The sequence below is a fragment of the Saccharopolyspora griseoalba genome (assembly GCF_042665275.1).
GTDB lineage: Bacteria > Actinomycetota > Actinomycetes > Mycobacteriales > Pseudonocardiaceae > Saccharopolyspora > Saccharopolyspora griseoalba.
The window spans coordinates 90362-102438 of record NZ_JBHTCJ010000003.1 but is presented as its reverse complement, the minus strand read 5'-3'; the positions used below and the strand labels follow the sequence as shown (position 1 = coordinate 102438).

Here is a 12077-nt window from a genome sequence, read left to right as displayed (position 1 = left end):
ATGAAAAAGGCACGTGGTCACCCCACCGGGTGCTGGGCGAGGACCTCGCCGACCTGCTCGGCGACCTCGGCGTCGAGCATCGGGTAGCGGCCGCCGGCCACGAAGCGCTCGGAGAGCTCGAAGGCGACCACCTCCCCCTCGGCCAGGAACCGCCCGGCGGACCGCGGGTCCAGGGCGAGGTTGTCCGGGTGGGTGATCGCGATGTCGGTGTTGGTGGCCGCGAGGTACGGGCTGGCGAACTGGCTGAACGAGTCGCCGACCATCCGCACCGGCCGGGTGTTCATGCCGGGCCGCGCGTCGGATCGCAGCCGCAGCGGCTCGTGGAAGTCGCTGGGGCGGAAGCGGGTGTTGTCCGCACCGCCGTCGGGGGCCAGCGCGTAGGCCTGGATCGGCACGGTGCGCTGCTGCCCGAGCAGTTCGGGGATGTCCGCGCTGTGCGGGTAGGTCCGCGACGGGGTCACCCGCCAGCTCGCGGTCGAGCCCGGCCGGAGGCGTTCGGCCAGCAGGCGGGCCATCTCGATGCCGCCCTCGTGGGTCCAGTGCGTGTCGACGTCGTGGTAGATCGGCCGTCCGCCGCGCCGCTCGGCCTCGCGCAGCGGGCCCCGCATGTCGATCGCGCCGGTGGCGCGCGGAACGCGGTTCCAGAACTCGGCGCGCTCGGCGGTCGAGCACTCCTCCCCCGCGTAGTCGGCGGGCAGCCGGTCGGGGTACATCGTGGACTTGTCCGGCGCGATGATCAGCTGGAACTCCCGGCCGGAGTCCTCCACCGCGCTCCGCCAGCGGCGCAGCCCGGCGATCACCTCGTCCAGACCGCGCTTCGGCACGCACCGGTAGGACACGTCGTGCCCGAGGAAGAGCCACCCGCCCCGCCCCTCGACGACCGGCGGGAACAGGTTCTCGTCCAGCGGCGGGTCCGGGTCGGGCCGTCCGGCCCCGATCGGCGAGCCGTGCGCCGAGCCGTGCACCGGGGCCGGCTCCCCGAAGACTTCCCGGCTGATCGCCCCGACCGCCCGCACCGCCTGCTCGCGGAACGGCAGGTGATCGGTGGCCCAGGCCCCCAGCCCGGTGAAGAAGCCGAAGCCCTCGGTGACGCTGGGGAACTCGGCGAGCGGCCGGTTCTCCACCGGCTCCGGGCGCGCACCGAACAACCAGCTCGACAGCGGCGCGCTGAAGAACACCAGCGCGCACACCAGAGCCACCAGCTGCCTGCGACCGTGCCGCGGTCGGTGCAGCGGGTGCTCCCGCGGCAACCAGGCCTCGTGCACGGGAGGCAGTCCGGGCGATCTCACCGCCCCACGATATCCACCCGAGGACCCGCCCCACCTGCGGTTCGACGAGGAAGCGCCGGGATCTCCGCGGTTCGCGCCGGCTACGGGTTCGACGGGCGGCGGAAGACGAAGGTGCGCTGGGCGAGGAAGTTGAAGGTCGTCGCGACCGCCTGCGAGATCGCCCAGGCCAGGGTGATCCGCCAGGCCGAATCGGGCAGCACCCGCAGGCACAGCGAGTTGACGCCCGCGACCAGGCCGAAGGTGATCACCAGCACGACAGCCAGCCGGACGACCTCGGGAGCGTTGCGCCGCGAGGTGAAGGTCCAGCGGCGGTTGACCAGGTACACGGCGGTGCTGCCGACGACGAAGCTGAGCACGCGGGCGAGGTCCGGCCACGTGCCGAGCACGAGCAGCGCGCGGAGGCTGCCGTAGTCCACGATCGCCCCGCCGATCCCGACGAGCCCGAACCGCAACGCCTGCGTGAAGAACCCGCGCTGGCCCGTCACATCTCCAGCCTCGCTCGTCGATCTCGAAGCCAACCGTCCTCCTGGAGCACTTGCGCGCCGAGCGCGGAACGTACCAGCGGGGACCGGTTCGCACCGGCCGCCGGAACGAGCGCGGTTCAGCTCAGCCGGTGAACGGTCGGCCGATGTAGCTCTCCCCGGCCAGCGTGGGCAGGCGCTCCCAGCCGGAGCGCGCGCGGTGCTGCTCGGTCAGGTCGACCTGCGCCGGCGGGTGCTCGTAGACGACGCGTTCGACGCTTCCCCACGGCGCGGTGGGCGGTCCACCCGGCAGGTCCGCGGTCATCCGCACGAACGTCGCTGCGTGACCGATGCTGCCCCGCGTGCCACCCCACGCGCGGAACGAGTGGTTGTTCAGGACGCCGGGATCGATGTTCTCCGCCGCCAGGAGCCTGACCCCGGCCGGGCGAACCATGCCGTTGCTGATCTCAGCGTGGTCCACGTTCGGCCAGAGGGGCGCGGAGAGCTGATCGGCGAAAACCTGCTCACCGTCGGTGACGCTGGTCACCGGCCGCCAATCGGTGAGACGCGGTCCCCCGACGGCCATCCACGCGGCGGCCCGCTGTTCGGCGACCACGCGAACCGCGCGGATGTCGCGGTCGGGCAGCGCGACCGCGAGTTCCTGCCAATGACTGCTGCCGAGCGCGGGATCCGGTTCCAGCGGCAGGTCGACCACACCGCGCGGTGTTTCGGCCTGCACCAGCAACCGGTGCGCCGCGACGTCGTCACCGAGCACGGGCACGGTGATGTGCGTACCGTCGCCGCTCGGCGGAACCGGGTACCAGCCCGTGCTCAGGGTTCCGGTGCCGGCGGCTTCCGGGGTGCTGGTGTGCCAGACGGGACCGGGCCCCGGAGGGGGCACGGGGGACGGATGCGCTGAGGCGTCGGCGAAGTCTCCGGTCAGGTGCGGCTCTCCGGTCGGCGGTGCGAGTGGCGCAGCGGCATCGTCGAGGACCCTCACGTGGTCGGCCAGCCCGGCGGTCCGCCCGTCCCGGACCGCGTGCAGACCGCCCGAGGCGACCGTCCAGCCCGGCCACTGGCGGACCGGGGCGTGGACGAAGACCGCGACCACGCCGACCACGAGGATCATCGAGGCAGCGGCCAGCACACCGCGTTCGGGACGCAGCAGCACGCCGCGGTGGTTCTTGCGGCGCCACAGGCCGATGCCGGCGATCAGCGCCGCGAGCCCGATCCAGAGGGCGATGTCGCGCAGGAACACGTCGCCGATGTGCGGGGCGAGTTGCTCCAGCTCGACCTTCGACGGAGCCGGGTCCACGTGGTTGCCGAACGGTTGCCCGCGGTCGCTGTAGGGCTTCCACGAGTTCGGACCGGCGAAACCGGCCACCGCGAGCGCGATCAGCACGCCGGTGCCGGTGATGCCTGCGACGACACCGGTCCCCCGCGGCAGCGGTGAGCGCAGCAGCGCCATCGCGAGCAGCACGATCGCCGGAGCGGAAGCAGCGCCGAAGTGCAGGACCCACTTCGTGGGGCTCAACGCCAGCAGGGCCAGAGCGAGAGCGGTGATGACCGCGCTGGTGAGCGTCAACCACCAGATCGTGCCCGGCGCGCACCGGCGCCCTCGTCCGAGAGCCACCAACAGCCCCACGCCCAGCGTCAGCAGCAGCGGCAGGCGCAGCGCCCACGGCGCGGCCATCAGGGTGCTGAGGTGCCGCCACTCCTCGTACCAGGAGAACGACGCGTAGTACCAGCGGTGCACCTTGGTGGCCTCGACGACGTCACCGAAGGAGGCGTCCGCGAAGCCGACCGGTACGAGCGCCGTTCCCGCGGCGGCGAGCGTGAGCACGGCGGCCGCGCGCGCGAGCGCGCTCTGCTCCCGCATCCAGCGCCACAGCCACGGCAGGCCGAGCACGAGCGGTGCCCACGCCACCAACCCCGAGGGCGAACAGCTCACGGCCAACACCGCGACGACGGTGGCGGCGACCGCCGCGGCGACGCTGCGCCGCCGCCGCGCCACCTCGGCCAGCAGCATGGCCGCAGCGCCCAGGCACATGATCAGGGGTTCGGGGCGCAAGGTCATGCCGTAGGGCAACCACCACACCAGGAAGGCCGAGGCAAGCGCCCACGGCACCCACGGGGAGCGAGCTGTCCGTCCGAGCACCGCGGCGAGCAGGCAGCGCAGCATCGTCCACGCGAACAACCCGTACAGCAGCGGCAGCAATCGCAGCCACCACAACGAGAACCCGCCGAGCCACCCCCAGAACTGCATCAAGTACTGGCCGAGCACGAACGGGTTCTCGGTCACGTTGAACATGTAGACGTAGTTGCCGATGTAACCGGCTTCGGAGGCGTTGCGCGCCATGAGCGCGTACCACGCGTCGTCGTACTGGAGCGGGCCGAGGACGACCCACGACGCCGCGACGCCCGCGACCAGCGCGTCGGCCCAGCCCGGCCTCGGCCACCGCAGCCCTCGACCCGACCCGCGCCACAGCCGCGCGGCCAGCAGCAGAGTGATCGCCAGGGAAATCCCGTGCAGCACCAGCAGCAGCAGCTTCAGGGTGCTCGGCTGCGAGGCGTACCGGTCGTCGGTGCGCACCTGAACCGCGAGACCGGCTTCGGCAGCCCGCCCTTCGGCATCGGTGATCAGCGCGGACACCTCCGGCACCGCGACGTCGGGCAGCACGATCGGTGGTGCGGCGTCGGGCGCGACGCGGAGGCCATCGGCACCGGCGCTGATCCGGTACGCGCAGTCTCCCGTCGCCGGAATCGGTTCGTCCAGGGCGGTTCGGCCGTCCGCGCTCACCGCGACCCGTCCCGAGTCGGCGCGCACCACGAGTCCGCCGGCCGGGTTCACGTGCGCGGGAACGGTGCGCAGCACGGCGCCCGTGCCGACCGCGCGCAGCGCCGAACACGGCACCGTCGCCTCCAGCGACAGCGGTCGCGGCGGGTTCAGCGGCAGCGCGGTGGAAGCCGGCGCACGCCCCTCGCGCGGCCAGCTCAGAACTGACTCCGAGGCCATCACCGGTGCGAACGGCACGGCGACGCCCAGCAGCACCGTCAGCGCCGCCAAGGCGCACAACCAGCGCACCCCTCGACGTCGCCGAGGAACCGGAGCAGAACCGGAATCAGCGATATTGCCGGACGCGGGCGTCAATTCTGAAATGACCACGGCGTACGGATATCACGAGGAATTCGACGCCGATGGCGCGACTCGAGCAGCACCGACCCCTGAACGAGAAGGGCGCAGCCCTCGTTCCGTCGGCGTTTCCGCAGTACAGAGGGCCGCGGAGAGAGATCGTGAATACGCATCGCGATTCATCAGCGCTTTGCCGACTTCCGCCAAATCGGCAGTGTCACACAATATGATTAGATTCGTCCGAGTTGGATTTTTCGCCTGCCAAAAATGTGAGCAGTTCTCGCGAGTTGAGCGGAAGGACGACCCGAATCCGTCGCCCTGGAACTGGCAGCAGGCGGAGCGGACGCCCGCGCCTAGAACTGGTAGTAGAGGAAGGGGCTGAAGGAGCCCGTGGCCACCAGGAGGCCGGAGTAGGCGAGACCGGCGGTGAGGACCGCGGCGCGCAGCGCGTAGGCCTGGCGGGTGCGGACCGCTTCGAGGAGCGGGCCGGTGCCCGCGTTGGCCGGGAGGACGACCACCACCAGCGCCACCAGCAGGAACACCGCGCGCTGGTTGGTGACCGAGGCGGCGACGACCTCGGTGAGGCCGTCGAGGTCCGGGACCAGCATGTGGCCGAGGATCGTCAGGGCGGTGGCCACGTCCGGCGAGCGGAAGAACACCCAGCCCACCACGACCAGCAGCAGCGTCGCCGCGCGGCGGGCGACGCGGGCCACCTTGTCTTCCGGGGCCGCCGCCCAGCCGAAGCGGCGCTCGACGACCAGCAGCGCGCCGTGGAACAGGCCCCAGATCAGGAAGGTCCACGCCGCGCCGTGCCAGAACCCGGTCAGCACGAAGATGATCAGCAGGTTGCGGTAGGTCGTGGCCGTGCCCCGGCGGTTGCCGCCCAGCGGGATGTAGACGTAGTCGCGGAACCAGCGGGACAGCGACATGTGCCAGCGGCGCCAGAACTCGGTGATGGTCACCGAGGAGTACGGCCGGGCGAAGTTCTCCGGCAGCCGGAAACCCAGCATCCGCGCCAGGCCGATCGCCATGTCGGAGTACCCCGAGAAGTCGAAGTACAGCTGCATCGCGTAGCCGATCGCACCCAGCCACGCGACCGCGAAGGTCATCTCCTCGCTCGGCGTGGCGAAGCAGGCGTCCACCATCGGCGCCAGCGTGTCCGCGATGACGACCTTCTTCGTCAGGCCCCACGCGAACCTCGGCAAGCCCGCGGCGATGTCGTCCAGCCGGTGCTCGCGCCGCTGCGGCAGCTGGTCGGCGATCTCCCGGTAGCGCACGATCGGACCGGCGACCAGCTGCGGGAACATCGAGATGTAGGTCGCGAAGGCCACCGGGCTGCGCAGCGCCGGGCGCTCGCCGCGGTGGATGTCCACCACGTAGGAGATGTGGTGGAAGGTGTAGAACGAGATCCCGATCGGCAGCGCCAGGTGCAGCACCGGGAAGTCGCCGCCGAACCAGCTCGCCAGCACCCGCAGCTGCTCGGTGGCGAAGCCCGCGTACTTCCACACCAGCAGGATCGCCAGGTCGAAGCCGATCACGCCCGCGAGCAGCCACTTCTGCCGCACCCGCTCGGCAGGCCACTCGCTCGGCTCCAACCGAGGCCCGGCGACGTAGTTGACCGCGATGCAGGCCAGCAGCAGCAAGGTCGTGCCGCCTGCGCCGCTGGCGTAGAACAGCAGGCTGCCGACCGCGACCACCGCGTTGCGCGCTCCGCGCGGTGCGACCAGCACCGCCACCAGCAGCAGCGGCAGGAAGTACCAGAGGAACAGCGGAGAAGCGAACGACATCGGGGCCTCGGGGTGCGGGAGGCCCACGCCTCCCCCGTGCGGGTTACCGCAGGAGCCTAACCGAGCCGCCCTCGACGGGTGCCCGAAATGCGCGAACGCCCCCGGCGGGAACCGGGGGCGGAGCGGGTCAGCGGACGCGCCTGCGGCGAGCCACCTCGGAGAGCACGACGCCCGCGGCCACCGAGGCGTTCAGCGACTCCACGCCGGTGGCCATCGGGATGGACACCGTCTGGTCGCAGGTTTCCCGGACCAGGCGGGACAGGCCGCGCCCCTCCGAGCCGACCACGACCACCAGGGGTCCGGTGGCCAGGTCCAGGTCGTCGGAGGTGATGTCGGCGTCGGCGTCCAGGCCGACGACCATCAGGCCTTCCTGCTTGAAGTCCTTGAGCGTGCGGGTGAGGTTGACCGCCTTGGCCACGGGCAGCTGCGCCGCCGTGCCCGCGCTGGTGCGCCAGGCGACCGCGGTGATGCCGGCGCTGCGGCGCTGCGGCACGATCACGCCGTGCGCGCCGAACGCGGCCGCCGAGCGGATCACCGCACCCAGGTTGCGCGGGTCGGTCACCCCGTCCAGCGCCACGATCAGCGGCGGCAGGCCGGTGTCGACCGCGGTGCGCAGCACCTCCTCCGGGTGCCCGTACTCGAACGGCGGCACCTGCAGCGCCACGCCCTGGTGCAGCGCGTTGCTGGTCATCCGGTCCAGCTCGGTGCGCGGCACGTCGACCACCGGCACGCCGCGGAGCTTGGCCTCGCGGACCGCTTCCTCCACCCGGTCGTCGATGTCGATGCCCTGCGCCACGTACAGGCCGGTGGCGGGCACCCCGGCGCGGACGCACTCCACCACCGGGTTGCGCCCGGCGACCAGCTCCGGCGAGTTCTCCGCCGCCTGCTGGCGCTTGGCGCGCTGCTGCTCGGCCTTCGCGCGCGCGTCGGCCTTCTTCTTCGCGGGATGGGCGACCCGGTTCTCCGCCTTCGGCGTCGGGCCCTTGCCCTGCAGGCCGCGGCGCCGCTGCCCGCCGGAGCCGACGACCATGCCCTTCTTGTTGGACTTGCGCACGCCACCGCGGCGCTTGTCGTTGCCGGCCACGTCTTACCCGTCTTTCAGTGTCCAAGTCGGGCCGTCGGGGGTGTCCTCGACGGCGATGCCGCCCGCCTGCAGCCGATCGCGCAGCAGGTCGGCGGTGGCGAAATCGCGCTCGGCGCGCGCCTTCTGGCGCTGCTCGAGCACCAGCTGCACGACCTCGCCGAGAGCGTCGTGCGCGGCGTTGCCCGAGTCCTGCGCCCACTGCTCGGACAGCGGGTCCAGACCGAGCACGTCGGTCATCGTCCGCACCGAGGCCGCCGCGGTGCGCGCGGTCTCGTCGTCGCCGCGGTCCAGCGCCGCGTTGCCCTCGCGGACCGCGGCGTGCACCGCCGCGATCGCCTGCGGGGTGCCCAGGTCGTCGTCGAGCGCCGCGGCGAACTCCGGCGCGACCTCGCCCATCGGCACCGATCCGGTGCGGTCGGCGACCTTGCCGACGAAGTTCTCGATCCGGCCGTAGGCCGCGGCGGCCTCGTGCAGGCCCTCGTCGGAGAACTCGATGGTGGAGCGGTAGTGCGGGGTGACCAGGTAGTAGCGCACCTCGACGGCGCGGGCGCGCTGCAGCACCGCCGGGATCGCCAGCACGTTGCCCAGCGACTTCGACATCTTCTCGCCGCTCATGGTCACCCAGGCGTTGTGCATCCAGTACTGGGCGAAGCCGTCCCCGGCGGCGTTGGACTGCGCGAGCTCGTTCTCGTGGTGCGGGAAGACCAGGTCCAGCCCGCCGCCGTGGATGTCGAACTCGCCGCCCAGGTAGTAGGTGGCCATCGCCGAGCACTCCAGGTGCCAGCCCGGCCTGCCCTGGCCCCACGGGGTCGGCCAGCTCGGCTCGCCCGGCTTGGCGGCCTTCCACAGCGTGAAGTCCCGCGGGTCGCGCTTGCCGCCGGTGGTGGCCTCGCCCTGCTGCACCTCGTCGAGGCGCTGGCCGGACAGGCGGCCGTACTGGTCGGCGTAGGAGTTGACGTCGAAGTAGACGTCCCCGCCCGCCGGGTAGGCGTGGCCCTTGTCGATCAGCCGCTGGATCAGCTCGACCATCTGCGTGATGTGGCCGGTGGCGCGCGGCAGCACCGAGGGCGGCAGGCAGCCCAGCCGGTCGTAGGCCGACTCGAAGGCCCGCTCGTGGGTGGCCGCCCACTCCCACCAGGGCCGGTTCGCCTCGTCGGCCTTGGCGAGGATCTTGTCGTCGATGTCGGTGACGTTGCGGACCAGGCGCACGTCGTAGCCGGAGTGCTGCATCCAGCGGCGCAGCACGTCGAAGTTCAGCCCGCTGCGGACGTGCCCGACGTGCGGCACTCCCTGCACCGTGGCGCCGCAGACGTAGATCGAGGCCACTCCGCCGATGCGCGGGTGGAACTCTCGAGTCGTCCGGGTCGCGGTGTCATGCAGGTGCAGGCTCACGACCCCGATGGTACGGGCACCGGTGGTGCCCCAATCACGACAGGGTTGTCGGGTTCAGCAGGTGGCCCACCGCGTCGAGCAGTCCGGTCGGGCGCTGGGCGGTGGGCAGCGGGTCGACGATCGCGACCTGGCATCCCACGGCGTCCGCACCGCCGTCGGCCTCCCGGCTGTCGCCGACCATCAGGGCCTCCTCAGGGGCGACGCCGAGGCGCTCGCAGGTCCGCAGGAAGATCTTCGGATCCGGCTTGATCACCCCTTCGAGGTACGACAGCGTGAAGACTTCGACGTATCGGGTGATCCCCGCGCGTTCGAAGGCCGGCCGGATGTCGAAGGCGATGTTGCTGATCACGCCGATCCGGTAGTCCGCCTCGTGCAGCCTGCGCAGCACCTCGGCGGTGTCCGGGTACGGGGTCCACTGGTCCGGGTCGATCAGGCGCGCGTACAGCGCTGCGGCCTGGTCGCCCGGGACGCCGGAGCTGCGCAGCACCTCCAGGTAGACCTTGCGGTGCTCGACCGGGTCCAGGTCGCGGTTCTCCCAGGCGTCGACGTACTCGGCGCCGAGCTCGACGACCTGCCCGCTGGGGGCGGTCATGCGGCGCATCACCTCGGCCTGCTCGGCGAGGTCGAACGGGCGCCCGCCGCGGTCGGTGAGGTCGCCGAACCAGGACTCGTCCTCCTCGAGGCGGAACAGGGTGCCGGAGAAGTCGAAGATCACCGATCGCACAGTCACTCCTACACGGTACGGCACGCGGACGGCGCGACGGCGCGTCAGCGGCAGGGGGTTCGCTGGTCCTCGAAGGGCCGGGAGCCGGTGTGCATGGGCCGCAGGATCGCCGCGACGGTGATCGCGGCGCTGATCCACAGCAGCAGCACCGCCGCGGCCAGGGCGAGATCGTCGCCGGTGGACCACAGGACGAAGGACAGGGGCCAGATCAGTGCCGGTTGCGCGACGAGAAACCGACGCACCCACCGGTTCCGCTCGATCACCATGATTCGAGCATCGCGCGCGAGCGTCCCGGACCATAAGGGTGCGAGCCCTGAGTTTTCCCGGACTCCGCTCAGTCGTCACGCACGGGTAGCGCGCCGTTACTCAGCGGAAAACCAGCGCGGTGGCGATCGCCGCGACGCCCTCGCCGCGGCCGGTCAGCCCCAGGCCGTCGGAGGTGGTGCCGGAGACCGAGACCGGCGCGCCGACGGCCTCGCCGAGCACCCGCTCGGCCTCCTCGCGGCGCTTGCCGATGCGCGGGGCGTTGCCGATCACCTGCACCGCGGCGTTGCCGATGCGGTGGCCCTCGGCGGTGATCCGGGAGCGCACCTCGGCCAGGAACTCCGCACCGCGCGCACCCGCCCAGCGGTCGTCGTCGGTGCCGAACACCGCGCCCAGGTCGCCGAGGCCCGCCGCCGACAGCAGCGCGTCGCACAGCGCGTGCGCGGCGACGTCGCCGTCGGAGTGCCCGGCGCAGCCGTCGGCCTCCGGCCAGCGCAGCCCGGCGATCCAGCAGTCCCGACCGGCGCGCACCGGGTGCACGTCCACACCCTGGCCGACGAAGGGCAGTCGTTCGGACAAAGTCGAGTTCTCCAGCTGTTCAGGACCGGGCGAGCACGGACTCGGCCACGGCCAGGTCGAAGGCCGTGGTGATCTTCAGGGCGTCCGGGTGCCCCTCCACGGTGCGCACCTTGCCGCCGATCCGCTCGACCAGGCCCGCGTCGTCGGTCGCGATGTCGCCGGCCTCGGCGTAGGCCTGGCGCAGCACGTCGATGGCGAAGCCCTGCGGCGTCTGCACCGCGCGCAGCCGGGAGCGGTCGACCGTGGCGACGACGTCGCCCGCCTCGTCGACCTCCTTGACCGTGTCGGACACCGGCAGCACCGGGATCACGGCGGGCGCACCGTCCTCCACGGCCTCGACCACGCCGCGGATCACCGAGGCCGGGGTGAAGGCGCGCGCCGCGTCGTGCACCAGCACCACGCGGGCGTCCGGGGCCAGCTCGGGCACCGCGTCGAGGGCCAGCCGCACCGAGTCGGTCCGCTCGGCACCGCCGGGCACCACGTGCGCGGCGGGGAGCTCGGCGAGCTCGGCGGTCACGAGCTCGACCTGGTCGGGCGGTGCGGCCACCACGACGCGCTGAACGCGACCCGAGGAGAGCAGGCCCCGGGTCGCGCGCAGCAGCAATGACTCACCGTTGACGGGGACCAGCGCCTTGGGCCGTCCCGCGCCCAAGCGGACCCCGCGGCCGGCCGCTGGGACCAGCGCGACAACGCTCACACTCGTTTCCCGATGTCAGACCGCGGTCGCGAGGACTTCGTCCAGCAGCGTTTCCGCTTTGCCCTCGTCAGTGCCCTCCGCCAGGGCCAGCTCGCTGACCAGGATCTGACGGGCTTTCGCCAGCATTCGCTTCTCGCCTGCGGACAGGCCACGATCCTTCTCGCGTCGCCAGAGGTCGCGCACCACTTCGGCCACCTTGTTCACATCGCCGGAGGCGAGCTTCTCCAGGTTGGCCTTGTACCGACGAGACCAGTTCGTGGGCTCCTCGGTGTGCGGGGTCCGCAGCACGTCGAAGACGTGATCGAGTCCCTCCTGCCCGACGACGTCCCGAACGCCGACGATCTCGGCGTTGTCCGCGGGAACGCGCACCGTCAGGTCGCCCTGCGCGACCTTCAGGACGAGGTACTGCTTCTCCTCGCCCTTGATCACACGAGTCTCGATTGCTTCGATGAGCGCGGCACCGTGATGCGGGTAGACGACGGTCTCTCCGACCTTGAAAACCATGTGTCCTCTGCCCCTTTCGCTAGGCCCACTTTAGCACGGGAGGGCAACCGGGCAGCGACCACCTCTGCAAACATCTTCGCAGGTCAGCCCGTGGACAGGACTTGACAAGAAGCACCCGGACGTGCAAGACGGAGCCCTTCGTCCCTGTGAAACCGTCCTTAAT

General features: G+C 71.6%; 11 protein-coding genes. All 11 read right to left on the bottom strand.

The features are described 5' to 3' along the window. Positions 1-17: 17 nt before the first annotated feature. The gene (locus ACFQRI_RS07020) at positions 18-1289 is read right to left on the bottom strand and encodes an alginate O-acetyltransferase AlgX-related protein (RefSeq protein ID WP_380665741.1); all 1272 of its coding nucleotides are present in this window, start codon (positions 1287-1289) and stop codon (positions 18-20) included. An 80-nt stretch (positions 1290-1369) separates the two neighbouring features. After that, entirely contained in the window at positions 1370-1774 is a 405-nt protein-coding gene (locus ACFQRI_RS07015) for a GtrA family protein (RefSeq protein WP_380665739.1), read from the bottom strand. Between the two features lie 121 nt (positions 1775-1895). Further along, complete coding sequence (locus tag ACFQRI_RS07010; protein WP_380665737.1) at positions 1896-4826, bottom strand: arabinosyltransferase domain-containing protein; 2931 nt, start codon at positions 4824-4826, stop codon at positions 1896-1898. 410 nt (positions 4827-5236) lie between these two features. Then, positions 5237-6670: an MBOAT family O-acyltransferase gene (locus ACFQRI_RS07005; RefSeq protein ID WP_380666413.1), complete on the bottom strand. Its 1434-nt coding sequence runs from the start codon at positions 6668-6670 to the stop codon at positions 5237-5239. A gap of 127 nt (positions 6671-6797) precedes the next feature. Then, a complete protein-coding gene (gene rlmB, locus ACFQRI_RS07000) occupies positions 6798-7754 on the bottom strand; it encodes a 23S rRNA (guanosine(2251)-2'-O)-methyltransferase RlmB (protein WP_380665735.1) in 957 nt (318 codons plus the stop codon). Between the two features lie 3 nt (positions 7755-7757). Further along, the gene (gene cysS / locus ACFQRI_RS06995) at positions 7758-9146 is read right to left on the bottom strand and encodes a cysteine--tRNA ligase (RefSeq protein ID WP_380665733.1); all 1389 of its coding nucleotides are present in this window, start codon (positions 9144-9146) and stop codon (positions 7758-7760) included. A gap of 34 nt (positions 9147-9180) precedes the next feature. After that, the gene (locus tag ACFQRI_RS06990) at positions 9181-9876 is read right to left on the bottom strand and encodes an HAD family hydrolase (protein ID WP_380665731.1); all 696 of its coding nucleotides are present in this window, start codon (positions 9874-9876) and stop codon (positions 9181-9183) included. A gap of 38 nt (positions 9877-9914) precedes the next feature. Next, positions 9915-10136, bottom strand: coding sequence for a hypothetical protein (locus ACFQRI_RS06985; RefSeq protein ID WP_380665729.1), 222 nt, complete (start codon positions 10134-10136; stop codon positions 9915-9917). A 100-nt stretch (positions 10137-10236) separates the two neighbouring features. After that, entirely contained in the window at positions 10237-10713 is a 477-nt protein-coding gene (ispF, locus tag ACFQRI_RS06980) for a 2-C-methyl-D-erythritol 2,4-cyclodiphosphate synthase (protein ID WP_380665727.1), read from the bottom strand. 19 nt (positions 10714-10732) lie between these two features. Then, positions 10733-11410, bottom strand: a complete 678-nt coding sequence (gene ispD, locus ACFQRI_RS06975; protein ID WP_380665725.1) for a 2-C-methyl-D-erythritol 4-phosphate cytidylyltransferase — start codon at positions 11408-11410, stop codon at positions 10733-10735. A 15-nt stretch (positions 11411-11425) separates the two neighbouring features. After that, on the bottom strand, positions 11426-11914 hold the full coding sequence (locus ACFQRI_RS06970; protein ID WP_380665723.1) for a CarD family transcriptional regulator: 489 nt from the start codon (positions 11912-11914) through the stop codon (positions 11426-11428). Between the last annotated feature and the right edge of the window lie 163 nt (positions 11915-12077).